Consider the following 26,478-nt stretch of genomic DNA (forward strand, 5'->3'; position numbering starts at 1 on the left):
TTTAGTATAATTGTATTTGTTGTTTTTTTGACAAAACGTACTAAATTATTTTACAAATTTTCATATGAATAGTAGATGGAATTTTAATTAGCAGTATTAGACAAAACAAGTCAAAAAACACCGGTTTACATTTTGGGTGTGAATTTCGTTTATATATAGTGAAAGGCGCTTAACCGGTTAAAGCTTTCAAATAAAAAAGGTGTGTGAGTAGGATGAAGATTATAGAAACCTATCTTAAATTTAAAAATGATCTAACAAAAATGAATAAGCCTTCTATAATTGTCATTCATCATGCAGCACATAGTAGTGCGACTTTAGATGATAACATTAGGTGGTATTTAGAAGAAGGATTTCGTGGATTTGGCTATCATTTTCTTATCACAAAGAAAGGACAAGTCTACAGGGGTAGGCCTGAAACCACTATAGGAGCTCATTGCAAAGGCTACAATAAAAGATCTTTAACAAGGTAACTTTGAAGTAGAAAAAGCATCTAAAACACAATTAGAAGCGCTTATAGAATTATGCCAATACTTATGTAACAAATACAGTATAAGCACTATAAAAGGACATAGGGAGCTAAGCTCTACTTCCTGTCCTGGACAGAACTTTCCTTTAGGGGAAGTTAAAGAAATGGTATTTAGTAGCTTAGGTAGGTTTCGTATTGATACTTATACTGTAAAGGTAGGAGATACTCTATGGTCTATATCAAAATCATTTAATATAACAGTTGATGAACTAGTGCAATTGAATGGTTTGCAGGGTAGCTTGATCTATAAAGGTCAAATATTAAAAATTATGTAGAGAAGAAAAGGAGAGATAAATCATGAATACTACAGAAGAAAAATTACTTCCTCAAATATCGATTGAAGATATGAATGCTGATTGTATTTCTACAGAAGTTATTACTAATAAAAATATTGAAGAAAATTCTATAGTAAAAATAGTATCTACATCTACTGAATCTATACTTAACAAAGGTGAAGCTGAATTTAATAGGCAATTACGTGCAGTAAGTACAGGTGGTGTTAGTATACTAAGCTTAAAGGTATTAGGTAAGGTTGACAATATTGAGCTTGGTAACAGCCCTGAGACCAAAGAGCTTGTACCGTTATTAACTATAAATCAAAATAATACATTTGAAGTAAAAATAACAAATAATTCAACTAGAGATAAATATGGGACGGTTGGAATTTTTATGAATGGTAGAGTAATAGGGAATAGTAGCGTACGTCTTCTTAGAAACTCTACAAAAACAATCACATTAGATATGTCTGTTCCAGGACCAGGAATACATACTCTTAAAGTAAGCGTGTCTGGTGATTCAGGTGGAAGGTTTAGTGCTGATATATCTAAAAAATTTTATTGGTGTGCAATGAAAGGTAAGGCAGTGAAATTTACAGTAAATTCTCCATCTCATAAAACTTATATAAGAGGAGAAAAAGCCCCTTATAACGTAGAAATTTTTAATGTTGGGACTGAACGCATTACAAAGGTACATCTTAAAGCTATGGAGAGTAATAATGTTATAATAAATCAAGCTTTAAGATTCCCATCTTTCTTACCACCGGGAGGAACAGTAACATTCACTGCTAATTATACTGCTCATGTTGCAGGAACACATACTATAAAATTCGAGTTAGATCCTAATAAAACGGAATTTAATAGAACTGCATTAATGAATGCCATTGGTGAAGATTTGATTGAAACCGTTACAGGAAAATGGATGCCAAAAATTGGAGATAAGGTATGGGTTTGTGGTAAAAAGATAGAAAAAGGAGATTTACCAGAAGAAGCAAATAAGCATATAAATAGCAACATTCCGGTTCAAGTGAGTGTTGTATTAACCATAATAGGTTTAGCTATTAATCCTCTTAATGGACTACTTTTAGCGGGTATAACTATTAGTTTACAATTAAACGACTATAATCAAGATAATCTAGCTAAAAAATTTAATGATTTTGGATTTATGTCAATATATTAGACACAAAAAGTTGAACTTTTTATGAAATCTTTCTAGCCAACTCTTCACATTTTTGTGGAGATATATACCCAATACTACTATGAATCCTTTTTCTGTTGTACCAGGATTCTATATATTCAAATATAGCTAACCTTGCAGTGTCATAGTCTAAGTATTTAACTAGGTGAACTTCCTCTTTCTTTAAAGAGGCATGGAAAGATTCTATACATGCATTATCATAAGGGCATCCCTTTGCACTAAAAGAATGAGAGATTATTTTGGTTTTTTCTATGTATTCTTTGAAAGCGTAGCTTGTATACTGACAGCCTAAGTCACTATGGAGTATTAGTGGACTATTTGGTTTCTGTAATTTAATAGCATTTTTTACTGCTTGTAGTGCCAAATCGGTATCAATAGTTTTAGACATAGCATATCCTATTATTTTCTTACTATATAAATCCATAACTGAAGCTAAGTAGCACCAACCGTCTTTGATTGTGTGGATATATGTAATATCCGTTACCCATTTTTTATTAATGGTGGTTGCTTCGAAGTATCTATTTAAAATGTTTTCTTTTTCTACTATTTTCTTTCTTGAAAGCATAGGCCTAAATTTCCTTGTTATTATAGACCTTATACCTAATTTTTTCATTAAACGTTGAGTTCTCTTTAAGCTAATAGTTATACCCAGGGCTTTCAGTGATTCATTTATTTTAGGTGCTCCATAGCGATTTCTACTTTCTTTATAAATATTTAGTATTTCTTTCTCTATCTTTTTATTCTCTAGCTCTCTATTACTTGGTTTTTTCTTTAAATACTTGTAATAGGAGCTTCTACATACCTTTAAAACCTTGCACATTAGCTTAATATCATGATATTTTTTGTTATTAGTTATGAATTCAAATATGCTACCTACTTCCTTGCGAATATGCCCATAGCCTTTTTTAATATTTCAATTTCCTCTTCAAGTTTTGCATTTTTCTTAAGTAAATCCTTATACTCTGACGCAGTTATAGTATTATCTTTATCTACTACCACAGGTTTATTTTTCTTTATCCACCCAGTCATTGTTGATTTTGATACGGCATATTCGTTATTTAACTCTGCCAGGCTCTTTCCAGAATTATAAAGTTCTACAATTGTTTTCTTGAATTCATCTGTATATCTCTTTTGACCTCTAGCCATTATTAACACTTCCTTTTCTTATCTCTATTTTAAAGTGTTCGGCTTTTCGTGTCTACAATATTATACTAACACCAAAGCTCATTCATATCTTTGAGCATCAAGTATTTGAACAGGCGAATAGGGTATTTGGCACTACGACCATGAGTTAGATTATAATTCTTTTCTACTTCCTCTATGACAAATGAAAAGTCTACTAGTTCTTTGATTTTGCGGAGTATGTGATCTTTTTGAATAAGTATATCGTATAAGTCAGCATATTTACTAATCATCATTTTCAGTGACCTCGATTAATGGTACAATCATTTCTATAGCGGCGGGTTCAATTGCTTGTGTAGTTTTTCCAGAAGTAGCTGCTGCAGTAAAATGGACTATTGGTTCAGGGATTGTATTTGCTGCAATTTTGGACAAACTTGATAGCAGAGACGATATATTACAAGAGGAGTTATTCACTGAAACTGCTAAAACTTTTGAAATAAGAACAACGCTTGTAGTTACAGGATCACCTAAAAGACCAAAAGTTATTTGTGGTAAATTAGAAATAAGACTTGTTTATTAAACAATATAATGAAAGATGAAGAGATATAGTTCTTCATCTTTCATTATATTTATTCATTTTTTTATCATATATTCCATTAAAATATTTTTCGAGGTATTTTAAATTAATGTCATCATTATCAACTTGATATATTTCATTTTTTTTATTATTTTTAATATAAATATATTTTGTACCTTCATTTATAAATATTAACATCTTTTCTTTATTTTTTTCAAAAAAAATGATAGAAAATGTTTTTTTATTTGTAAAATTGATATTTTTTTTAAAAGGTACTTTACGATATTTAAATTTTTCAAAATACTTTATAAGTTCATTAATTGTTTCTTTATTGTCAATAGATAATTCTTTTCCTTTTTGGGAAAATTGATCCCAATATAATATTTTTAAGTTCAGATTAGTTTTTTCTTTTAAGTTAGTATCTAATAATTGATTTATAGTTTTAGGTGAAAAATAAGGATATACATTATAAATTATAAATAATACAATAAAAGTAATAAGTATATATGTATTTGTTTTTTTTGACATATTAAAACACCTTTTCTATATGTTTTATTTTTATAAGTAAGCACTAGGATTAACCATTAGTTTAACGTATAGTATATACTCCTATTATACCATAATCTTATTCCATTTTTTAGCAATTAGAATTATGCAAATAGTTTTTTTAGCAAATCATATAAACATGATATAATATAGTTAAATAAACTATTTGGAGTGATTTTCATGAAAAGAAATTGGCAAATAAGGTTTCCAAATAACAAAAATGAGATACCAAACGCTGTTATAGATTATATTGCAAAGCAATTAAATATTGATAGTAAAATATTTGATGGATATGATTTGAATAAGAGATCATACTTTTATCACAAATCTCAAATACGTGAATATTTTGGTTTCCGTGAAGCTACAGCTGCTGATGGAGATAAAGTAAAAGATTTCTTAATAGAAAATATACTATACTTAGAAATGAATTATGAACGATTGAAAGTCGAAGCTCTAAATAAATTTAAGCTACTTCATATTGAACCACCTACTATTGATCGTCTTGAACGTATCATCAAATCTGCAATCCATACATATGAAATTAAATTCTTTAAAGAAACCTATAGTAAAAGTCCAACTTCATCTGTTGATAAGATGGATACTTAAAATTAGAACTTCCAATGGATCTTTTTCAAAACATTCCATATAATGTTAAAATGAGAGAGTGTTTTTTATACGTCAAATGAATGGTTCGTCTAATTTACTTTTTTAATTTATTTCTAAAAAACAAATTTAAAATAGGGGTGTGCTAAATATGAAGAAAATATACTTTTTGGGTTTATTATTTCTTTTAGCTATTTTAATATGTTCTTGTACTTCTAGTATTTCAAAAGATGAAACTGTAAAAATTGAAAGTAATAACGATATTGCAAATAATTCTCCTTCCATTATGAAAGATATAGAACTACTGTCAGATGAAGAATTGTTATTTCGTTATGTGGGGGATATAGAATTAGCCTGTCCTGATTTAAACTTTGAATCATCTTCTGATATTGCTTCTGAAGAATTATTTGATTTTTTTCTATTTTCATTATGGGAAGGCCTAAGCTTAAAAGAAAGAGATGAACAATACCAAGATTATTATGATAAATGGTTTAATGCTGAAACAAATAGTTTTCATATACCTTCTGATGATATTACTGAGCAGTTAAATAAATATTTTAAAGATTACTCATTTGATCTAACAAAAGTTAGTTGCTATAATCCATCCATAAAAAAAATAGAAGTTCTTATGCTCGATGGTTGGGGCGGTGATTTATTCCCTAAAATTCAAGAAAAACATATTGATCACAAAAACAATAGGCTTAAACTAATTGTTAGTTTCTTCATGGATGATCAATACACAGAAATCATGAAAACCAAATCATATATATTTGAGTTTTATTCGGATAAAGGATATTATCTTATACAAGATAAAAAAATATGACCGCAAAAGCGGTCATATTTTACAATACGATATATCCATAAGCTTTCCTTCTTGGAGGAAAACTACTTTTAGAACATTTTTTCACAATTCCATCATCCCTCGAAATTTTATTATCACCATTTGCATTAGCCTCAGTATAATATACTGTATCACCATCAACAAGTTCTACAAATATAACATGGCCAGCTGATGTTGTTTGTGCTGAGCACGAACAAATGGAGTTTGTAACTGGTCCCAAACTATCAGATCTTTTTGTTACATTAGATGTATTAATATTTTTATACCATTGGCCACCACTATTAGTACCATGGAAAGTTAATCTTTTTCCTGTCTTTTCATGAGCTCTTCCCCAGCAGAACCAAGTACATTGTCCTGCATAACCAGCATTATAATACATATTACTTCTTCTATAACTAGTATTTGTAATATTCATATCAGATAGACGTTGTCCAACAATTAATGTAGTATTTAAAGGTTCTGTTTCTAATTTACTTGAATCAACCCAAATAATACCTTGATCCTTCTGCCCATAAAATATTTACTGTATTGTTTGGTCCAGCATAACTATTTTGTGAAGGATAAGTTGATGTACTTGGACCAAAATATACTGGTGTTTGATGTACTACTTTACCTGGGGTAGTACCAGCATAGCTGTCATCAAGTGCAAAATAGATATAAAAATATAGTGATTTCAACACTTGTAGAGAACTTAAAAAGATGAATATTTTCTTAAATATCATAAATATCATTGGTGCCTGAAACACGCTATTTTACTACGTTTATAATTTCACTTTGCACCCTGTGACACATTTGCTGGTACTGGGCCATTATACATAAAAATACCCTACAGGGTAGACTTTTTTTAAGTGTCTACTCTATAGGGTACATTTTAAACTGTTATCCATGATGTGGCTTTTAAAGTGTCTCATTTATATTAGCTATACCCCTTCATAGAGTTTTTGCAATCGCAAATATAAATTTTTATCATTGCTTTTTACAATATCCATTACTTTTTTTGTCAAATCTAGCCAATTGACTTTTAAATTTTTCATATTTTCTTCTGCTACTTGCAATGTACCATACGGGTTAAAATTGTTAACATGTGCTGTTGCTTTTACAGTCATCAAATCATTATAGGTACCAAAAGTTCCACCTGTACCTTTTCCAATTGAATCTAAGTACGCACAGTATATTCGCATCTCCAACTCAGTTGCCTCATTAGGATTTACATCATTGATTTTGACACGTTCTCCAGTTGTTGTACACATAATTGGATCTTCTGGAGTGGAATCATCTGCATATTTGATTGATATAACTTTTCCTCGATTAATTCCTTCAGTTATCAAAATCCATCTACCTAAAAATTTTCTATTATTTTCTACTTCATTGAGATTTAATTTTGTTTTATCTAAAATTTCATTGAACTTATTATCACATTGTTTTTCATCATTTTTATAGGAGTTACATATATTATAATTACTACTAATTCTCATCTCGATCTCCTCTCCTACGATAAAGTTATACGTATTGAAGCTGTTTTACTATCCCATGGAGCCATTGCATTATAGAATGTAGCTGTAAATGTGTAAGATTGACCAGACTTATTGGTAGTTAGAGTACCATCAGGCTTAATTGTAGCATGTACTCCATCTACTTTATAATATCTCTTAGCTTCATAACCATGATTCTGATCATCCCATAGCATCACAGTTTCATTGACATTTTCATCACAAAGAACGTTATTAGCCTTTACAAATCTACTACTATTTGTACCAATTTCTGTAACTTATACATAAAGTTGCATATTATCATCAAAAATTAAATCAGTAAACGCAACTTGAGTTAAAGGTGGAGCAGGTGTAGCAAAACTTACTGAACACAAAGATAATACTAGTAAAACAACTAAAAATAAACCTGTAAATTTTTTTATAATATTTCCTCCTTTTTTTCTACATATTATAGCATATATACAATAAATGTAAATAAAGTTAATAAGTTAATATTTTTACAAAATATTTCATATACTTACATAAAAATACAGCATTAGACATAAATCAACAAATAAATACGAGTATCAAGCTAAGAATTTAAAATAGTTATGCAAGAGTTAAATTTTGTATATTGTTTATCGACAATTGACGCTAGCACCAACGCAACACAATTGTAATTGTGTTGCGTTCGAGAGATTTGTAGTTTACTCTTCATTGTTCGAAGTTGCACGATGCTTCATGCCTCTAAAGAATCAATATTCCATCATATGCTCATGTTTAGCATAATTTCAATTTTTTTTCACATTATCCCAAATCCTGTGTATCTGACAAGTCGGGTATGGGTCAACTTTTTATTATTTAGGGATAGCTCTTATGTATCCAATAATATTAATCCCTATACAAATTATATATATATCAGATTTATTGGGTCAAAGATTACACTGTAAGTTTTTAGTTTATCTTTTGAAGTATTATACTCTTTTTCAGACATAGTTCCTGCTAAATTTGCATATCTTGATTGATCATTAAAACCTAATCCTATTAGAGAGCCATCAGATTTTACATTAAACACATTAAACAACAGTAAAGCAAAAGGTATTAAAGTCCATACCATAAAAAACAGTTCTAAATTTTTAGGTTGTAGCTTAAAATAGAAAAACAGTTCTATTATTGCAAATATAATTATCCCTTTTGCTTTTTTAATAAGTTTTCCCATATAAATACCACCTTTTCATATATTTCCTTTTAAAAAATTGATTTTAGAAACTTTTTCAATCTAATATTATCAAAATTTTTATACCTTCTTAAGAGGGGACTATACAAGACTATTTGAATTCTATACAAAATTTAACTAGTCTTGATAAATACTTAACATATATCCCCTCTTTCCTAATACTTTCTTTATTAATCATAAAATACCTTTTTTAAAAAGTATATCTTCCACTGGAACAATAAATATTTCACGTTTATTTTTTATAAATTCGGCACAAGAAAACCTCCGTTGTTTATCTCGGAGGATGAATTGTGCCTTTAATTTTTAGGTTAAATACCTAAAAATTAAACATTCTTTTGGGTTTGGATATATTTTTGAATGGTTTCAGAAGATACTGCTTTAGCAGTACCAATATAATATCCTCTACTCCATAAGCCACGCCCCAAAATTTAGATTATTTTAACTTGGGGAAGCCTTTAAATATCTCATTAGCAGATATACTTTTTAGTTTTCTAACTATATCTACTGGTGCAACAATTGGTGGAGCAGATATGAAAAGATGGACATGGTCAGGCATTATCTCTTGTGGGGTAAGTTCGTAATCATAACAATGGCATATTACTTTAAAACATTTTAATAATTCATATTCTAATTCGTCTTTAAAAATATTATGACGATACTTAGGACAGAAAACAATATAATAATTGATGTTATATTTACTGTGACTTATTGTCTTGTTTTTTGTATTTTTCAATGACATACTTCATACCTTCTTCAATTAAGTCATTAGCATTTGTTTTTAATTTGATAGCCAATATTTTGATTTCAGTGTATAAATCTTCGTCTAATGTAGTGTTAATATTCTTTCTTGCCATTTTTAAACACCTCCTAAACTAATTTTAGCATATAGTTGACTATGCATCAATGGTGTGTTAAAATAAACACATGGATAACAATGTTAAGGGGGTGAAAATATGAAGTTATCGTTTAAATTTAAGCCAAGTTTTACAATCAAACAGTTAAATATTATAGAAGAATTATCTTTTCATACAACAAAACTTTACAACATAGTTAATTATGAATTGAGAGAAAATGGTTTTAAATCTTATGTAGATATAGAAAAAATGTTTAAATCTAATTGGCACTGTGATTTTCTTCATAGTCATACAAGACAACAAACTTTCAAAGTATTAGAGCAAAATTGGAAATCATATTTTACAAGTATTAAAGATTTTAAAGCAAATCCACATAAGTATAATGGATTACCTAAACCACCTAAATTTAAAAATATACAGAACAGAAAAAATGAAATTATATTTACAAATCTGGCTATTAGATTTAAAGAAAATACATTAATGTTATCTCTTTCTAAAGCAATTCAAAAAATGTTTGAGGTAGAGAGTTTAAATTTTGAAGTTTCTAATAAACTTCAAAGCCTTATAAACTTTAATAAATTGCAACAAGTAAGAATAAAGTGGGATAATTCTTTAAAACAATGGTATTTGATTATAATATACAATAAGCAGGAATTAGAGCCAGTAAACAATACTAATATTATGGCTATTGATTTAGGTTTGGATAATCTTGCTACACTAACTTTTAAAGATGGAAATGAAACTTATCTTTTTTGTGGTAAAAAACTAAAAGGCATTAATGCTTTTGTAAACAAGAAAATTGCTTATTATCAAAGCATTGAAATGAAAAAAATAGGTTCTGATAAGTTTAAAAACACTAAAATGATTAATTCATTAAGAAGATATAGAAATAATTATGTTAATGATTATCTTCATAAAACAAGCAAAAATATTATAAATAAAGCATTAGAGCATAAGGTGAAGAAGATAGTTATAGGTAAAATTAAGGGTATCAAACAAAATATGAATTACAATAAATCTTTTGTTCAAATACCAATTTAAAGACTTGCAGAACAAATTAAATATAAAGCTAAGCTTCAAGGTATTGAAGTTAAATTCAGAGAAGAAAGTTACACAAGTGGTTGCAGTGCTTTCGATTTAGAGCCTATAACTAAAAAATACTACGATAAAACTCGCAGAGTGGTTAGAGGACTTTTTAAATCAAATTTTGGATTGGTAAATGCAGATGTTAATGGAAGTCTAAATATATTAAGAAAAGAAGAAAAATGTATTCCCGAAATAGTGCAAATTATGAGGGATAAAGGGAGTGTGTCCTCCCCGTTGAGAGTAAGGGTTGCCTGTTAAGGTGGAAACTTAAATATCAAACCTCTCACGAAGCCACCGTTGCTTGTCTCGGTGGTAGTTCACCAATGTCTATTAGCTTCAAAAGATAATTATATGGATGTACACAGAAGGAATTAACTGCATATTCCAGTGATGTAAAGTAAGTCTATTGATGTAATAAAATAGAAAATTTCAAGTAAACTACAAGTATTGAAATTACTATGCTTTTATATCTACTTTACACTTCATGGTAGTAGACCAACTATTTCTCAAATATATGTTTAGGTCATAGTTAAAAACAAAGAACCGATTCTAATTTAAGAATCGGTTCTTTTAATAAGATTCAGATAAAGATCTAAGCTACGTTCAACTTCTACTGCCACTAATTTTATAAAGTCTGTATAATCATCAGTACTATTTGCTTTATCTAATGAATTATAATAATCTATTCTGTTTTCATTTCGAATTACAATTGGTGGATATCCGTTTTTCATAAGTTCTAAATTCAATAAAAGTCTAGCAGTTCTACCATTTCCATCTATAAAAGGATGAATACCTACGAAGATCCCATGTAGATATGCTGCTCTTTCTATTGGATGAAGTTTCTGCGCATCTGTTTTATACCAAGTAATTAGCTTCTTCATCTCTTCTGGAACACTTAAAAAATTTGGTGGTGTATGTGTTGCACCACTTATGATCACATCTTGATCTCTATATGTCCCAGCATACTTATCAGATATTCCTTTTAAAACTAATCTATGTATATTTTTAATTTGCCATTCACTTAATGATTCTTTATTTTGTACGATTTCTTCAACATACAAAATAGCTTCTTTATGATTAACTATTTCTAAATGTTCTCTTAAAGTTTTTCCACCTACCGTAATTCCTTCTAGGACAACTTTTGTTTCCATAAGGGTAAGCGTATTGCCTTCTATAGCATTTGAATTATATGTCCATTCCAGTAATAGACTTTCTCGAATACTCTTTACTGTATATTCTGGAAGTGGTCTATGACTATCTAATAATTTCTTTTTTTCTTCTATTCTTTTAAAGAATCCCTCCATGTTACCATCACCACTTTCAATTCAAATTTTTAATATTTTCTAATGCATTCTAATTAGGATATACATAAATAAGAACAACTATTTACCAAACAGCCTATTAAAAAATGATTTTTTCTTATATAGAATTAGTGATTTTTTTCATCCTTAAAAGTATAGCTTCTTTTATTCTCATACACATAGCGTGTGGTTTTAATATGCTACGCATAAATCCAAAACGACATACTAATTATGTCGTTTGACCCTTGTATAGCTATTTATTTCAAAGCACCTGCATCTTTTGAAATTTTATGTACCATAGATAGGTTGAGATAGACCAGTTATATCACCTATCTGTTTTGCGTATATCCTTAGCTATAAAGATTTACGACATAATTATTACGTAACTCCTATTAAAACCTCCTAATTGATATAAATAATATCATTTATATAATTTTGATTCAATATAAACTTTCAAATTATATAAAAATCTTTAAAGTATACAGTTCTATAAACGATGGTATATGGAACTAATTACAGGTATATTAATAATTCTAATTCGGAAGAGTAGTAGATTTATGGCTTAAAATATTTTAAATAGGACATTAAAGAAAAAGAGGATTTTCTTAACGTGGTTCATTCTTGAAAGTTTATTAAGAAAATTTGGTGTTTTTCTTGTCGTTTGTATGTTGATTTTATCAATAAGTTTTATGTATGCTGCTTCAGATGAGGCTAATTTATCAAAAAAAGAATTTTTAAAACAAAAAAGTTTAAGTTATAATGAAATTATAAAAGAGCTAGGGGCTGTAGTAATAAATGAATTTGATGCTAGACGAGTTAGTTCAAATATAAGTTTCAAATTAGAACAGAATTGGAATACAGGAAAACAAGCATATTTTATTTGTTATTGGGCATGGGAATCTGCTCCATATATTTTTTTATAAATTAGAAGGAGGTAACTTATGATTTTTCTTGTTTTTTTAGTATCATTAATTATATGTTATTGTATATCATATATTTCAGTACATTTTGCATCTGATTTTATAATATTGCATATATATCTAGCAACAAGTTATCTTATATCTGTAATAATTGCTATATATTATGACTATAAAAAAAATAACCCCCAAAATAAGTAACTTAAGTTGTGCAAATTTTAACACGATTAGCAGAAGTCTCCTATCCTCTATAGGTGGGAGATGAATGCGTAAATACAACTTGCTTCTATTATTTTTTTGTGCTAAACTAAAGTTAGTAGTAAATAATAGAAATTAGTTATAGTGATGAAATTAGATACAAATAATCATTCAGTATTCTTGTTGCATTATTATCTTGTATTAGTTATAAAATACAGAATAGAAGTAATAAATGATGATATAAGCAATAGACTAAAAGATATATTTGAGAAAATAAGTCCAAATTATAATATAACTACCCAAGAATGGGAACATGACAAAAATTATGTTCATGTATTATTCAAAGCACATCCAAATAGTGAATTGTCAAAATTTATAAACATTTATAAAAGTGCGAGCAGTAGAGTTCACAATTTGTAATCAAAATATGAATATAGGAGAAGGTTAAATATGAGTGATATAAGTGTAAATAATAAAGATTGTATATATACTATAGGTGATTTATGTAAGCAAGATTTTCAACAGTTTGATTTAAAAGGAAAAGGATTTGCACAACAACTTGATCCTTGGAAAGATCCAACATTTGTTTTGAGAATTAATGATGATTTATTACGAGCATATACGAGAGGAATTATTGAGTTTTATTTTACAAATAAAAATTTTAGTATTTCAGAATTAGAACAAGTTTTTGTGAATCATTTTTATGATCTTTTTTTATCAAAGATCAATATTTTGTGGGGAAAAGAAAGTAAATATAAATCGAATGATAAAGTTTTTATGCCTCCGTTCATTAAATATGCAATAGATTGCATTGGATCTAGAAAAACCTATGATAATGATTATGATACTGATATTAGTGAACATATACCTGAAATTCAAATTATTAATCCTAATTATATTGAATGGACACCACATTCAAAAGATGATTTATGTTATGGACCACCAGATGAAGAGTGTTATAGAAAATGGGTATATTTAAACAACTATAATCAAGATAGAATTGATTTAAGATATGGTAGTGATTATTCTTCTATAGAGTTCTTATTCAATAGTTTTATAGAGGAAAGAGAAGGTAATGATAATGTAATGTTTGGAGTAGTAGATCATCAAATTGTAAGTATAACTAGCGATGCTAGTGTATTAGATATCCTTGTAGCAACGCTATTAGGGGTTAATGGTTGTGAATTTGTTCAACAAAGGGCAGGAAGAAGAGAGGAAGATTATTTTAAAAGTTATGGGCATATATTAAACTTTCATAAGTATTATCGTTTGATGGCTTTTTCTACTGTTCCATATAAATTTGATCCATATTTATTCAATAAAGAATCAAATGTATATTATTAACAATTAAACCGGATCAACACCTTATCTTCAAATATTAAATGAACAAATTGAAAAATATGGTTTCGAGGTGAAATTTGTAGGACTTGATGCTGGATATTTTACTACTCCAATTTGTAAAGGTTTAAATGATAGAAATATACAGGGGGCTATAGGGAATATATCAGTGATAAAAATAATTGCTTTGAGTGTCCATATAAAGAAAAATGCTTATTCGATGGCAATGAAACTAGAACTATGTATAGGAAAAATATAAATATAAAGTTAAAAGGTTTACTATGTATGATCAGTTAGGGAAGCGGATTTATAACAGAAGAAAAGAAATCGTCTGACAGGAATAAATTTCCTGTTTCTTTTTTTTGCAAAAATAAGTATTCTAATAAATGAGTATTATTTTTAAATTTTGTAGAGATATGTTAAAAAAATTTATATTGACAATAGAAAATAGATATTATAACATATCTTGTACTTAATTTTTTAAAGAAAAGTAGGTGGTGGAATATGTTATCGAATCAAAATAAAACGCCGTTATTTGATGCTTTAAAAGCTTATCATGAAAGAGGGGTAATTCCATTTGATGTACCAGGTCATAAGCATGGAAATGGAATACCTGAGTTTGCTGAATTTGTTGGAAAAAAGGTATTAGAAATAGATGTTAATTCTATGAAGCCACTTGATAATATTAGTAATCCGATAAGTGTTATAAAAGAAGCTGAGGAATTAATGGCAAATGCTTATTGGGCAGACCATTCCTTTTTTATTGTAAATGGTACTTCATCTGCAGTACAGGCTATGATTATGAGTGTATGTCAGCCCGGAGATAAAATTATCCTACCTAGAAATGCCCATAAATCAGCGATAAATGGACTTATATTAAGTGGAGCTTTGCCTGTTTATATACAGCCAGAAACTAATGAAGAGCTTGGGATTGCTATGGGAGTATCTGTAGATAGTGTAGAGAGAGCAATTGCAAAAAACCCAGATGCGAAAGCAGTATTTATAATTAATCCAACATATTACGGAGCTGTTTCAGACCTTGAAAATATTGTAAAGCTTGCTCATAAGCATGGAATGGCTGTTTTAGTAGATGAAGCTCATGGTGCACATTTTCGTTTTTCTAATGATCTTCCAATGGAAGCTATGGAATTAGGAGCAGATATGGCTGCTGTAAGTCTTCATAAAACTGGAGGTTCTCTAACGCAAAGTTCAGTTTTATTATTAAATGAAGGTTTAATTGATAAAAATACTGTGAAAACTATATTGAATTTAACACAGACTACTAGTGCTTCTTATCTTTTAATGTCAAGCTTAGATGTAGCTAGAAAAATGCTTGCGACTAAAGGGGATACAGTACTGTCTAAAATATTAGAGCTTACAAGGGAAGCTAGAGATCAAATCAATAAGATAGATGGACTTTATGCTTTTGGAAAAGAATTAATCGGAACGCCTGGTGTTTTTAGCTTTGATGAAACAAAATTAGGAGTAAATGTTACGGGGCTGGGTTTGACAGGATTTGAGGTTTATGACATATTAAGAGATGAATATAATATTCAAGTTGAGCTTGGAGACGTTTTAAATATCCTTGCGATTGTAAGCGTAGGAGATACGGAGGAATCACTTAAAGCATTGGTCGATGCTTTAAAGGATATCAGTGAAAAATATAGAGGAAGTAAAAAAACTCAAATAAAATATGCAAAGATTGCTCTAGAAAATCCAGAAGTGATAGTTTCTCCTAGGAATGCTTTTTATACAAGAAAGAAATTTATAAAATTAGAGGAAGCCGAAGGAGAAATAAGTGGAGAATCTATTATGGCTTATCCGCCAGGAATCCCTATTGTTACACCGGGTGAAAGAATTAGCAAAGAAATGATTCATTATATCAATTTCTTAAAAAGTCAGCATAGTATGTTGACAGATTCACAAGACCCTTATGTAGAGAAAATTAAAGTTTTGGGGTTGTAAATAGCGTTCTATAAGGACGCTATTTTAGTATAATAAGATCACATAAATAGTATTGACATTTTCTAAAAAAATAGTATATTTAATATTGGTAAACTTATAGTTTACTAATATTAAATATAGATGATAACAACTTAAAATCAGGAAAGGATAATCCTTGGATAGGAGTGCAAAGATGGATATTGGTAGGAAGCTAAAGGCTCTTAGAAATTTAAATGGTTTAACCCAAGAAGAGTTGGCTACAAGGACAGATCTTACAAAGGGATTTATTTCTCAAATAGAAAGAAATTTAACTTCTCCTTCTATAGCAACTTTGATGGATATTCTTGAAGCACTAGGCACAGATATTAAGAGGTTCTTTAGTGAATCAGAAGAAACAAAGGTTGTTTATAGAAAGGATGAAGTTATATCTAGTGAAAATGAAAAACTAGGATATACTATTGACTGGTTGATTTCAAATGCACAAAAAAACAGTATGGAACCTATCCTTATGACTATAGAAAGTGGTGGGAAAAGCAATATTGAAAAGCCTCATGAAGGGGAAGAATTTGGATATGTCTTATCTGGCAGTATATATGTGTGTCTTGGAGATAAGAAATATAAAGTAAATAAAGGGGAAAGCTTTTATTTCAAATCCCATAAAGAGCATTATTTAGAGAATAGCTTAAAAAGAAAGGCTATTGTGTTATGGGTATCCTGTCCACCTTCATTCTAAATGTAATTATGAAATATTCAATGAGCATCATTTAATAAAAAATATATGAATGAAGCTGTAAAAAAAGCAAAAGCTACTATTGTAAAGTTATTTAAGAGAGTAGCAAAATAAAAGAGTAGGAGGAAAAAAATATGGAATTATGGTATACAGAAAACTATACAGATACTGTTAAATTTTCAATTAAGGTAAAAGAACAGCTTTATACAAAAACTAGTCAATTTCAACAGATTGATGTTTTTGATACATATGAATTTGGAAAGCTACTTACAATAGATGGACTTGTTATGATTACAGAAAAAGATGAATTTATTTATCATGATATGATTACTCACGTGCCAATGGCAACAAACCCAAATATCAAAAGTGTTTTGGTTATTGGTGGTGGAGATGGAGGAACAGTTAGAGAACTTACTAGATATAAAACAATAGAAAAGATTGATATGGTTGAGATAGATAAAGTAGTTGTAGATGCTTCAAGAGAGCATTTTCAGATTACTGCATGTAAATTAGATGATGAAAGAGTAAGTCTTTATTTTGAAGATGGCATCAAATTTGTAGAAGGAAAAGAAAATATATATGATCTAATCATTGTAGATTCAACAGATCCTATAGGACCTGGAGAAGGACTTTTTACAACAGAATTTTATAGAAATTGTTACAAAGCATTAACAGAAGAAGGTATTCTTGTAAATCAAAATGAAAGTCCTTATTATGAAGCTGATGCAAAAGAAATGATTAGAGCAAGCAAAAAGATCAAAAATATTTTTCCGATTGCAGAAGTATATCAAGCGCATATTCCAACTTATCCTTCTGGACATTGGTTATTTGGGTTTGCATCTAAAAAGCTTCATCCAGTAAAAGATCTTGATGCACAAAAATGGAATGACTTAGGATTAAAAACAAAATATTACAATACAGATCTTCATGTAGGTGCTTTTGCACTTCCTAATTATGTTAAGGAGATGATTGAAACTGGAGCGTTTTAAAAATATTTTAACTTTTTTAGGATTTGATAATGAATATAAAGATTCAAAAATAGTTGTTTTTGGGAGTCCTTTTGATGGGACAACATCCTTTAGACCGGGAACAAGATTTGCACCAAGCATTATGAGAAATGAGTCTTATGGATTAGAAACATATAGTCCATATTTAGATAAAGATTTAGAAGATATTTCTGTATTTGATGCAGGTGATTTAGATTTTCCTTTTGGAAATACAAAAAAGGTACTAGACATGATTAGAGATTTTACAGCAGAGCTTGTAGAAGATGGTAAAATACCTGTAATGATTGGTGGGGAGCATCTTGTAACATTACCAGCTGTAGAAGCTGTGTATAAAAAGTATAAAGATTTATATATTCTACATTTTGATGCGCATACAGATTTAAGAGAGGATTATTTGGGAGAGAAGCTGTCTCATGCAACTGTAATGAGGAGAATTTGGGATTTTATTGGGGACAATAGAATCTACCAGTTTGGAATAAGATCAGGAGAAAAATATGAATTTGAGTGGGCGAAAGAGCATACAAGGTTAACAAAGTTCAATTGTAATGGGTTAAAGGAAGCAGTAAAAGATATAGGAGATAGACCTGTATATGTAACCATTGATTTAGATATTCTAGATCCTTCTGTTTTCCCAGGAACAGGGACTATTGAACCAGGAGGAATATCTTTTCATGCTATGATGGAAGTAATAAGTATGATTAAAGATCTAAACATTGTAGGAGCTGATGTTGTAGAGCTTTCCCCTCATTACGATGCGAGCGGTGCTTCAACAGCAGTGGCTTGTAAGATTCTTAGAGAATTGGTGTTAGCTATTGAGTGAAAGCATAAAAAGGGAAATATAGGGAGAAGATTTTATGAAAACCTTAATAAAAGGAGGATGGGTTATAGACCCATCTCAAAAGATCAATGAACCTTTAGATTTATTGATTGAACATGGAAAAATAATAAAAATAGAAAAAAATATTCAAGTGGAAAATAAAAAGGTCATTGATGCTAGTGGTAAATATATTGTACCCGGGCTTATTGATATGCATGTACATTTTCGTGAACCGGGGTTTGAAAAAAAGGAAACAATTAAGACAGGAGCTTTGTCTGCAGTAGCTGGAGGCTTTACAAGTGTTGTATGTATGCCTAATACAAGTCCTGTGATTGATAATGTTCATACGATAGATTATATAAAAGAAAAGGCAAAAGATGCAGCTTGTAATATATACTTTATGGGAAGCATTACAAAAGATTTAGAAGGAAAAATTCTAACTCCTTATAAAGCTTTAATCAATGAAGGTATTGTTGGTATTACAGACGATGGTAAGACTGTTATGAACACTAGAGTTATGTATGAAGCAATGGAAGAGGCAAAAAACTTAGATCTTTTAGTGAGTACTCATTGTGAAGATATAGATATGGTTTATGATCGATCTATAAATAGAGGTGAAATATCAAAACAATTAAATTTAGAAGGTATTCCTCCTTTAGCAGAGGAAGTGATTATTTCAAGGGATATTTTCTTAGCAGAAAAAATAGGAGCTAAGGTTCATATTCAACATATTTCTACAAAAAATGGAGTACAGCTTGTAAGAGAGGCAAAGAAAAAAGGAGTCAATATATCTTGTGAAGCTGCCCCACATCATTTTACCTTGACTGATAAGGAGATATTAAAAAAGGGAAGCAGTGCAAAAATGAGTCCTCCTTTAAGAACAGCAGAAGATGTAGAAGCTATAAAGGAAGGTTTGTTAGATGGAACTATTGATTTGATTGCAACGGATCATGCACCTCATACGAAAGCAGATAAAGATAAAAATTTAGTAGAAGCTGCTAATGGTATTATAGGACTTGAAACAGCTTTAGGATTAGCACTTACCGAGCTTGTTCATAAAGGAAGCATGACACTTGAAGCTTTGGTAAAAAAGATGAGCTATAATCCAGCAAAGCTATTGGATATTCCAAAGGGTACATTAAAGCTTGGTAGCGATGCAGATGTTACAATAATCGATATTGAAAAGGAATGGGTTGTTGATAAAGAACAATTTTATTCAAAAGCAAGGAATACACCGTTTGATGGATGGAAATTAAAAGGAAAAGCTGTGATGACAATAGTCGGTGGTGAAATAAAATATATAGAAAGAAGTATATTATAAGTTTATCTATAGCCTATGTATAGGTAAACAACATCAACATAAAAAAAGAAATATATAAAGATAAGTGAATGACTTCGATAACTTTTGTAAAAAAACTTACTGAGATTTCATGAAAAATACGTTAAGAACCTTCATTGTTTGAACGAAGTGAGTTTTGAAGGTTTAGTATTTTTTCATGGAATGAAGTTTTGTTTTTTCAAAAGTTATCTGGAATGAACTATCTTTTATATTTCATTTTGAAGTTGTTTGCCTATAGTTTATATGATTTTCATAAAATAATAAAAAGATAGGAAATAAAATTAATTCCTATCTTTTTATTATTTATGCTTCACTTTTGCCAGTATCTTTATTTAATCTGTCCTTTATTGCTTCAAGTTCATTTTCAAGAATTTCTTTTCTTCTTTCAAGAAACTCTTTTTCACTTCCTATCCATCTACATAGTCCTAAACCTCTTCCATAACCTCTGTTATATCTTACTGAATCATTATAAATATTACAATTACCTCTTCTTCTTCCAGTTCCTGCACCCATTCCCATTGGTCCTGTTCCATCTAATCTTGGCATATAATCATCTCCTTTTTTATTTTTAGCATATGCTATTTATCTTTATTGTAAAACAGTTTTGGTCATATGTCAATAACTCTGCGAAAAAAATTTTGGTCATATGTTCAAAATTATAAAAAGAGTATAGTGTCTTTATTGAAATGATATGTAAAATTATGTTTACAAATTTCAGCCTATCCCTTGACAAATTTATTATTTTACAGGTAAAATATAATGTAAAATTATAAAATAATAAAAGGTTAGGATAAGGACAGTAGTAAAAAGATTGCGTATACAGAGAAATAATCATTTGGTGAGAGATTATTACAAATCTTTTTATGAAGATCACCTTGGAGCTGAAATCCTGAAAGTATAATACGAGTAGGGATTTTCGCAGGCATGCGTTATGATGCATTGAGTGATAAGACGTATAAGTCTTATAATAAGGGTGGTACCGCGGTTTATTCGTCCCTAAGCATTTGCTTAGGGACTTTTATTATTGAAAAATAAATAGAAAGGATGAAGGAGATGGAAAAATTTAAGACTTTATCTGATTTACCAATAGCTGAAGTTCAAAACAAAATTTCAGATTCTTGGGATAAAAATAATCTCTTGAATAAATGTGTTGAAACAAGAAAAGATGGGAAGCCTTTTGTATTTTTCGAAGGACCTCCTACTGCAAATGGAAGACCAGGAATCCATCACGTAATGGCTAGAACATTAAAAGACTCTGTTTGTAGATATAAAACTATGACAGGTCATCAAGTAAAAAGAAAAGCAGGTTGGGATACGCATGGATTACCTGTAGAGATTGAAGTTGAAAAGCAATTAAATTTATCTGACAAACAAGAAATTGAAAACTATGGAATTGATAAATTTAATAAAAAGTGTCGTGAGTCTGTATTCTCCTATGAAAAACAATGGAGAGAAATGACAAGAAGAATGGGATATATGATTGACCTAGACAATCCATATATTACGTTAGATAACGATTATATTGAATCTGTATGGTGGATATTAAATAAATTCTTCAATGAAGGTTATATGTATGAAGGTCATAAAATCCTTCCATATTGTCCTAGATGTGGAACAGGACTTGCTTCTCATGAGGTAGCACAAGGATATAAAGAAATAAAATCTAATACTGTAATTGCTGCTTTTAAAAGAAAAGATGCAGATGAGTATTTCTTAGTATGGACAACTACACCTTGGACATTATCATCAAATGTTGCACTAGCTGTACATCCTGAAGAAACTTATTTAAAAGTAAAATCAAAGGGAAATGTATTTTATGTAGTAAAGCAATTGGCTAATAGAGTACTTGGAGAAGAATTTGAAGTATTAGAAGAATTAAAAGGAAAAGATTTAGAATATATGGAATATGAACAGTTAATGCCTTTTGTAAAGCCTGATAAGAAAGCATTTTTTGTAACAGTTGCTGATTATGTAACTACTGAAGATGGAACAGGTATTGTTCATATTGCACCAGCTTTTGGAGAAGATGACTATCAGGTTGGTAGAAAATATGATCTTCCTGTAATTCAACCAGTAGATGAAAGTGGAAAATATACGGCTACTCCTTGGGAAGGTAGATTTGTAATGGATCCTGATGTAGATGTGGAGATTATTAAGTGGTTACATGCAGAAGGAAAGTTATTCAAAAAAGAAAAGGTAGCACATAATTATCCGCACTGCTGGAGATGTTCAACACCACTTTTATATTATGCGAAGCCAAGCTGGTATATTGAAATGACAAAACTAAAGGATCAATTGATTAAAAATAATAATACAGTAAATTGGTATCCTGATTATGTAGGAGAAAAAAGGTTTGGAAACTGGTTAGAGAACTTAAACGATTGGGCATTATCTAGAAATCGTTATTGGGGTACACCACTGAATATTTGGAGATGTGAATGTGGACATACTACCTCCGTTGGTTCAAGAAAAGAATTAGCAGAAAGAGCTATTGAAGATATAGACGAAAATATAGAATTACACAGACCATATGTAGATGATGTGCATTTAAAATGTGAAAAATGTGGCGGTACAATGACAAGGGTTACAGAGGTGATTGACTGCTGGTTTGATAGTGGGGCTATGCCTTATGCACAACATCATTACCCATTTGAAAATAAAGAGAATTTTGATGAAGAATTATTCCCAGCAGATTTTATTTGTGAAGGGATTGATCAAACTCGAGGATGGTTCTATTCATTACTTGCAATTTCTACATTTGTTAAAGGTGTATCTCCTTATAAAAACGTATTAGTAAATGACTTGCTTTTAGACAAAGATGGAAGGAAGATGTCTAAATCAAGAGGAAATACAGTAGATCCATTTGAGCTTTTTGATAAGTATGGAGCAGATGTATTAAGATGGTATTTACTTTATGTATCTCCTGCATGGACACCAACAAGATTTGATTTAGATGGACTAAAAGAAGTACAAAGTAAATTCTTCGGAACTATTAAAAACGTTTATAATTTCTTTACTCTATATGCTAATACAGATGAAATCAATCCAAAGGAATTCTTTGTTCCATATAATGAGCGTCCAGAGCTTGATAGATGGATTTTATCAAAATACAATAGTTTAATAAAAGACGTAAAAGCAGAGCTTGAGATATATGATTTAACAAAAACTGTGAGAAAAATTCAGGATTTTGTAAATGAAGATTTATCGAACTGGTATATAAGACGTGCACGTAGACGTTTTTGGGCAACAGAACTAACAGAAGATAAAAAGGCTGTGTACAATACAACTTATGAAATATTAGTAGGTATTTCAAAAATGGTTGCACCATTTGCGCCATTCTTATCAGAAGAGATGTATAGAAATTTAACAGGAGAAGAATCTGTACATTTAGCATACTATCCAGAAGTAGATGAAGCTCTAATAGATAAAAAGGTAGAAGAAAGAATGGACCTTGTTAGAGATTTAGTTGGCTTAGGACGTGCAGCAAGAGAAAAATCAAAGATCAAGGTTCGTCAACCTGTTAAAGAAATTATGATTGATGGAAAATATGAATCATTAATTTCTGATTTAGTACCACTTATCAAAGAGGAATTAAATGTGAAAGAAGTGGTGTTTGAAAAAGAATTGAACCAATTTATGAACTTTAGCTTAAAACCAAACTTTAAAGTTGCAGGGCCTATATTTGGTTCAAAAATAAAACTTCTTGGAAAAGCATTAGCTAGCCTTGATGCATCTAGTGTAGTACCAAAGCTTGAAAATGGTGAAACAGTAGAAGTATCAGTAGATGGAGAGACTTTCTCTTTAAGCAAAGATCATGTATTGATTACTATTTCTGCAAAGGAAGGATTTACTGTACAGATGCAGAATAATCTGTTTGTAATTTTAGAAACAACTCTAACACAAGAGTTAATCGATGAAGGGTTTGCTCGTGAATTTATTTCTAAAGTTCAACAAATGCGTAAAAACAATGGATATGAAATGATGGATAAAATTAGAATTTACTTTGATGGAGATGATGAAATCACTAAAGCTATAAATATCCATAAGGATTATATTATGCAAGAAACTTTAGCAGAAAGTATTGAGATGGTATCAGATAATAGCTTTGAGCAACAAAACTTAAATGGTCATAAGACAGGGATTAAGCTAGAGAGAATATAATAGAAAAATCAGCCGTTTGGCTGATTTTTTCGATTCTGAAATATATAAGCTAATAGAAGTGATATTGAGAAATATTTTTAACTATGGTAAAATATTTCCGAAATGGAACAGAGTAAGCTTTTAATGATTAGCTGGAGGAGTTGTATGAATAAGGTAAATAATGAAATAAGAGCAGATATACAAAATGTTGCAGGTCTAAAAACAACCCAAGAAAAATTGCGTATAGCAGAAAAAGTATTCAACAATACCAGTGAAGGAATTGCTGTTACAAACTCACAAGGAATAATACAGTGGGTAAATCCAGCATTTACTGTTATTACTGGATATAGTGCAAGGGAAGCTATTGGAAAAAATCCTCGTATTTTGCGTTCTGAGAGGCATAATAAGAACTTTTATAAGCAAATGTGGAAAAAACTTATAGAAAAGGGAGAGTGGAAGGGGCATATATGGAATAGACGAAAGAATGGAGAAACTTATCTAGAATGGCTGAATATTTCTGCTGTAAAAGATGATAGTGGAAAAACTCTTCAATATGTTTCCGTATTTCATGATCTTACAGATAGTGTAATGAAAGAAGAGCATATAAAATATCAAGCTTATCATGATGTTTTAACAGAACTCCCCAATAGAGAGTTGGTAAAGGATCGCTTGAATCTGGCATTAGCTCATGCGTATAAGAACAATAAAATGCTTGCGGTGATTTTTTTGGATTTGGATCGGTTCAAACGTATTAACGATATTTTAGGGCATCATATTGGAGATATGCTCCTTCAAGCTGTAGCAAAGAGATTAAAAAAATGTGTGGATGCAGGAAATACAGTTGGACGATTAGGTGGAGATGAGTTTATTATCATTCTTGAAGAGATAAAAAGCGTACAAAACGTTATAAAAATAGTACATAAGATTTTTCATATTTTTGAGAAGTATTTTTTATTAAAGGGTCATGAAATCTATGTGACTGCAAGTATAGGGATAACCATTTATCCATCTGATGGAGATAGTATGGAAGGTTTGATGCAAAATGCTGAAGTGGCTATGTATCGTGCAAAGGAGAAAGGGAAAAATAACTATCAATTATATACTCCACAGATGAATGAAAGCGCATATGAACAGTTGCTTATGGAAAATGATCTGTATAAGGCATTAGAAAAAAAAGAATTTATTCTTTATTATCAGCCACAAGTAAAAACTACTACAGGAGAAATTATTGGAGCAGAAGCACTTATTCGATGGAAGCATCCTAAATTAGGACTTATTTCTCCAGCTAAGTTTATTCCATTAGCAGAAGAAACGGGCTTTATTGTTCCTTTAGGAGAGTGGGTTTTACGAAAAGCTTGTGAACAAAATATACTTTGGCAGAAAAAAGGATTAAAAAATATTAGAGTTTCTGTAAACCTTTCACCACTGCAATTTAAGCAAAAGAATCTAATAGAAAAAATTACGAAAATCATAAAAGAGACAGGAATAAGACCGGAAGATTTAGAGCTTGAGATTACAGAGAGTAGTGCTATGCTAGATCCTAATTTTACAATAAAGACATTAAAAACATTTAATCAAATGGGTATTAAAATAGCTATTGATGATTTTGGTACTGGATATTCTTCTTTGGCTTATTTTAGAAGTTTTCCTATTCATAAAATAAAAATAGATCAGTTGTTTATAAGAGATCTTAATAAAGATGAAAGCAATAAAGCTATTGTTCTTGCTATTATGGGGATTGCTAATAGCTTAGGATTAAAAGCTATTGCTGAGGGTGTTGAGACCAAAGAACAGTTAAATTGGCTAAAAAAATATGGCTGTGATGAGATACAGGGATATTTATTTAGTCCACCTGTAAGTTCATGGGAATTTGAAAAAATACTAGTAGAAAAACAGTAGTATTGAGGATACTACTGTTTTTCTTAATAAGAGATCGTATCAAGAGGAAGCATTAAATTATTAGTTTTGTTACAAGAAAAAGACTACTTCACTATGGAGTAGTAGTCTGTAATACAATATTATTTAAATATTTCTACAAACTTAATAGAATAAATATCACACACTAAGTAATTATCTGTTTCTGGTTCTTGTATAACGATGTAACTGATTCCAACATCAAGTAATTTACCTTCACGATCTATGAGCATATTTGTTCCAATTAAAAACTCTATTTTTACATATTCACCGATTTGTGTTTTTAAATATCCTTGAGTATAATTAATATCGTCTTGAACAGGTGGACCAGGTTCAAAATCAAAATTTGGTGGTATTTGAGTAGCAGGTGGTGTTATAGGTGATGGGTTATTTGGTGGCATAGCTTCTTCGTGGTTTGATGGCATAGGCATACTTGGTGTCATTGGATACATTGGCATCCAGGGATAGTAGTAGTTTGGAAAATCATTAAACATAAATA

The 26,478-nt window shown here is 30.0% G+C and carries 30 protein-coding genes, 2 pseudogenes and 1 other annotated feature; of the genes and pseudogenes, 19 read left to right on the forward strand and 13 right to left on the reverse strand.

Going from position 1 to position 26,478, the window contains the following annotated elements:
• Positions 1-212 precede the first annotated feature (212 nt).
• The 3 genes from KVH43_RS08885 to KVH43_RS08900 all read left to right on the forward strand — a co-directional run bounded on the left by KVH43_RS08885 (position 213) and on the right by KVH43_RS08900 (position 1,981).
• On the forward strand, positions 213-470 hold the full coding sequence (locus tag KVH43_RS08885) for a peptidoglycan recognition protein family protein (RefSeq protein ID WP_218282192.1): 258 nt from the start codon (positions 213-215) through the stop codon (positions 468-470).
• Positions 471-630: 160 nt separating this feature from the next.
• Entirely contained in the window at positions 631-801 is a 171-nt protein-coding gene (locus tag KVH43_RS08895; protein WP_218282193.1) for a LysM peptidoglycan-binding domain-containing protein, read from the forward strand.
• Between the two features lie 22 nt (positions 802-823).
• On the forward strand, positions 824-1,981 hold the full coding sequence (locus KVH43_RS08900; protein WP_218282194.1) for a COG1470 family protein: 1,158 nt from the start codon (positions 824-826) through the stop codon (positions 1,979-1,981).
• A 19-nt stretch (positions 1,982-2,000) separates the two neighbouring features.
• Here the strand turns inward: KVH43_RS08900 and KVH43_RS08905 are convergent.
• Together KVH43_RS08905 and KVH43_RS13505 are read right to left on the reverse strand one after the other, a co-directional pair.
• Positions 2,001-3,145 (reverse strand): IS3 family transposase gene (locus tag KVH43_RS08905; RefSeq protein WP_255547724.1). Its coding sequence is split into 2 segments (ribosomal slippage): positions 2,001-2,899 and positions 2,899-3,145, totalling 1,146 coding nucleotides; the frame shifts between segments, so codons are not numbered across the junction.
• A gap of 65 nt (positions 3,146-3,210) precedes the next feature.
• Entirely contained in the window at positions 3,211-3,417 is a 207-nt protein-coding gene (locus tag KVH43_RS13505; protein ID WP_476695944.1) for a transposase, read from the reverse strand.
• A 5-nt stretch (positions 3,418-3,422) separates the two neighbouring features.
• Here KVH43_RS13505 and KVH43_RS08910 point away from each other — a divergent pair, with 5 nt between their 5' ends.
• On the forward strand, positions 3,423-3,701 hold the full coding sequence (locus KVH43_RS08910) for a hypothetical protein (RefSeq protein WP_218282195.1): 279 nt from the start codon (positions 3,423-3,425) through the stop codon (positions 3,699-3,701).
• Between the two features lie 33 nt (positions 3,702-3,734).
• Here KVH43_RS08910 and KVH43_RS08915 read toward each other — a convergent pair whose 3' ends face one another.
• Entirely contained in the window at positions 3,735-4,226 is a 492-nt protein-coding gene (locus KVH43_RS08915) for a hypothetical protein (RefSeq protein ID WP_218282196.1), read from the reverse strand.
• A gap of 198 nt (positions 4,227-4,424) precedes the next feature.
• On the opposite strand from KVH43_RS08915, the gene KVH43_RS08920 reads away from it, so the two are divergent.
• Positions 4,425-4,850 carry a DUF4158 domain-containing protein gene (locus tag KVH43_RS08920; RefSeq protein WP_218282197.1) on the forward strand — a complete coding sequence of 142 codons (426 nt, stop codon included), beginning with the start codon at positions 4,425-4,427 and terminating at the stop codon, positions 4,848-4,850.
• Between the two features lie 148 nt (positions 4,851-4,998).
• Positions 4,999-5,670 (forward strand): hypothetical protein, encoded by a 672-nt coding sequence (locus KVH43_RS08925; protein WP_218282198.1) that lies wholly within the window; start codon positions 4,999-5,001, stop codon positions 5,668-5,670.
• Positions 5,671-5,689: 19 nt separating this feature from the next.
• On the opposite strand, the gene KVH43_RS08930 is transcribed toward KVH43_RS08925, so the two are convergent.
• The 7 genes from KVH43_RS08930 to KVH43_RS08955 all read right to left on the reverse strand — a co-directional run bounded on the left by KVH43_RS08930 (position 5,690) and on the right by KVH43_RS08955 (position 9,248).
• Positions 5,690-6,067 (reverse strand): CHAP domain-containing protein, encoded by a 378-nt coding sequence (locus KVH43_RS08930; RefSeq protein ID WP_218282199.1) that lies wholly within the window; start codon positions 6,065-6,067, stop codon positions 5,690-5,692.
• A 541-nt stretch (positions 6,068-6,608) separates the two neighbouring features.
• Positions 6,609-7,163, reverse strand: a complete 555-nt coding sequence (locus KVH43_RS08935; protein ID WP_218282200.1) for a hypothetical protein — start codon at positions 7,161-7,163, stop codon at positions 6,609-6,611.
• 14 nt (positions 7,164-7,177) lie between these two features.
• Entirely contained in the window at positions 7,178-7,378 is a 201-nt protein-coding gene (locus tag KVH43_RS08940; protein WP_218282201.1) for a hypothetical protein, read from the reverse strand.
• A gap of 686 nt (positions 7,379-8,064) precedes the next feature.
• Positions 8,065-8,376 carry a hypothetical protein gene (locus KVH43_RS08945; RefSeq protein ID WP_218282202.1) on the reverse strand — a complete coding sequence of 104 codons (312 nt, stop codon included), beginning with the start codon at positions 8,374-8,376 and terminating at the stop codon, positions 8,065-8,067.
• A 341-nt stretch (positions 8,377-8,717) separates the two neighbouring features.
• Positions 8,718-8,819: a transposase gene (locus KVH43_RS13450; protein WP_255547725.1), complete on the reverse strand. Its 102-nt coding sequence runs from the start codon at positions 8,817-8,819 to the stop codon at positions 8,718-8,720.
• An 8-nt stretch (positions 8,820-8,827) separates the two neighbouring features.
• Positions 8,828-9,133, reverse strand: coding sequence for an IS200/IS605 family transposase (tnpA, locus tag KVH43_RS08950; protein ID WP_255547726.1), 306 nt, complete (start codon positions 9,131-9,133; stop codon positions 8,828-8,830).
• Entirely contained in the window at positions 9,090-9,248 is a 159-nt protein-coding gene (locus KVH43_RS08955; RefSeq protein WP_218281828.1) for a ribbon-helix-helix domain-containing protein, read from the reverse strand. The genes tnpA (KVH43_RS08950) and KVH43_RS08955 overlap by 44 nt, the downstream gene beginning before the upstream one ends.
• 99 nt (positions 9,249-9,347) lie before the next feature.
• Between KVH43_RS08955 and KVH43_RS08960 the strand changes: the two genes are divergently transcribed.
• Together KVH43_RS08960 and KVH43_RS13290 are read left to right on the forward strand one after the other, a co-directional pair.
• Positions 9,348-10,289, forward strand: coding sequence for an RNA-guided endonuclease InsQ/TnpB family protein (locus KVH43_RS08960; RefSeq protein ID WP_255547727.1), 942 nt, complete (start codon positions 9,348-9,350; stop codon positions 10,287-10,289).
• Positions 10,290-10,301: 12 nt separating this feature from the next.
• Positions 10,302-10,592, forward strand: a pseudogene (locus tag KVH43_RS13290) (zinc ribbon domain-containing protein); the annotation flags it as partial.
• Between the two features lie 296 nt (positions 10,593-10,888).
• Here the strand turns inward: KVH43_RS13290 and KVH43_RS08965 are convergent.
• Positions 10,889-11,638 (reverse strand): Fic family protein, encoded by a 750-nt coding sequence (locus KVH43_RS08965; protein ID WP_218282203.1) that lies wholly within the window; start codon positions 11,636-11,638, stop codon positions 10,889-10,891.
• 662 nt (positions 11,639-12,300) lie between these two features.
• On the opposite strand from KVH43_RS08965, the gene KVH43_RS08970 reads away from it, so the two are divergent.
• From KVH43_RS08970 to KVH43_RS09010, 9 genes and pseudogenes are all read left to right on the forward strand, one after another.
• On the forward strand, positions 12,301-12,558 hold the full coding sequence (locus KVH43_RS08970) for a hypothetical protein (protein ID WP_218282204.1): 258 nt from the start codon (positions 12,301-12,303) through the stop codon (positions 12,556-12,558).
• Between the two features lie 339 nt (positions 12,559-12,897).
• A pseudogene (gene tnpA / locus KVH43_RS08975) lies at positions 12,898-13,158 on the forward strand (IS200/IS605 family transposase); the annotation flags it as partial.
• Between the two features lie 42 nt (positions 13,159-13,200).
• Positions 13,201-14,094: a hypothetical protein gene (locus tag KVH43_RS08980; RefSeq protein ID WP_218282205.1), complete on the forward strand. Its 894-nt coding sequence runs from the start codon at positions 13,201-13,203 to the stop codon at positions 14,092-14,094.
• A 67-nt stretch (positions 14,095-14,161) separates the two neighbouring features.
• Positions 14,162-14,347: a hypothetical protein gene (locus tag KVH43_RS08985; RefSeq protein ID WP_218282206.1), complete on the forward strand. Its 186-nt coding sequence runs from the start codon at positions 14,162-14,164 to the stop codon at positions 14,345-14,347.
• Between the two features lie 245 nt (positions 14,348-14,592).
• Positions 14,593-16,053 carry an aminotransferase class I/II-fold pyridoxal phosphate-dependent enzyme gene (locus tag KVH43_RS08990; protein WP_218282207.1) on the forward strand — a complete coding sequence of 487 codons (1,461 nt, stop codon included), beginning with the start codon at positions 14,593-14,595 and terminating at the stop codon, positions 16,051-16,053.
• 172 nt (positions 16,054-16,225) lie between these two features.
• Entirely contained in the window at positions 16,226-16,765 is a 540-nt protein-coding gene (locus KVH43_RS08995) for a helix-turn-helix domain-containing protein (protein WP_218282208.1), read from the forward strand.
• 131 nt (positions 16,766-16,896) lie between these two features.
• A complete protein-coding gene (speE, locus tag KVH43_RS09000) occupies positions 16,897-17,751 on the forward strand; it encodes a polyamine aminopropyltransferase (RefSeq protein WP_218282209.1) in 855 nt (284 codons plus the stop codon).
• Positions 17,738-18,589, forward strand: coding sequence for an agmatinase (gene speB / locus KVH43_RS09005; RefSeq protein ID WP_218284129.1), 852 nt, complete (start codon positions 17,738-17,740; stop codon positions 18,587-18,589). The genes speE and speB overlap by 14 nt, the downstream gene beginning before the upstream one ends.
• A 34-nt stretch (positions 18,590-18,623) precedes the next feature.
• Positions 18,624-19,907, forward strand: a complete 1,284-nt coding sequence (locus KVH43_RS09010; protein WP_218282210.1) for a dihydroorotase — start codon at positions 18,624-18,626, stop codon at positions 19,905-19,907.
• A gap of 321 nt (positions 19,908-20,228) precedes the next feature.
• Here the strand turns inward: KVH43_RS09010 and KVH43_RS09015 are convergent, their stop codons facing one another.
• Positions 20,229-20,471 (reverse strand): DUF5320 domain-containing protein, encoded by a 243-nt coding sequence (locus tag KVH43_RS09015; protein WP_218282211.1) that lies wholly within the window; start codon positions 20,469-20,471, stop codon positions 20,229-20,231.
• 232 nt (positions 20,472-20,703) lie between these two features.
• Positions 20,704-20,926, forward strand: a binding site (T-box leader).
• 52 nt (positions 20,927-20,978) lie between these two features.
• On the opposite strand from KVH43_RS09015, the gene ileS reads away from it, so the two are divergent.
• On the forward strand, positions 20,979-24,086 hold the full coding sequence (ileS, locus tag KVH43_RS09020; protein WP_218282212.1) for an isoleucine--tRNA ligase: 3,108 nt from the start codon (positions 20,979-20,981) through the stop codon (positions 24,084-24,086).
• A 144-nt stretch (positions 24,087-24,230) separates the two neighbouring features.
• Positions 24,231-25,964 (forward strand): putative bifunctional diguanylate cyclase/phosphodiesterase, encoded by a 1,734-nt coding sequence (locus tag KVH43_RS09025; protein ID WP_218282213.1) that lies wholly within the window; start codon positions 24,231-24,233, stop codon positions 25,962-25,964.
• Positions 25,965-26,083: 119 nt separating this feature from the next.
• Here KVH43_RS09025 and KVH43_RS13455 read toward each other — a convergent pair whose 3' ends face one another.
• Positions 26,084-26,473 (reverse strand): hypothetical protein, encoded by a 390-nt coding sequence (locus KVH43_RS13455; protein ID WP_218282214.1) that lies wholly within the window; start codon positions 26,471-26,473, stop codon positions 26,084-26,086.
• Positions 26,474-26,478: the final 5 nt, after the last annotated feature.

The organism is Crassaminicella indica (assembly GCF_019203185.1).
GTDB lineage: Bacteria > Bacillota > Clostridia > Peptostreptococcales > Thermotaleaceae > Crassaminicella > Crassaminicella indica.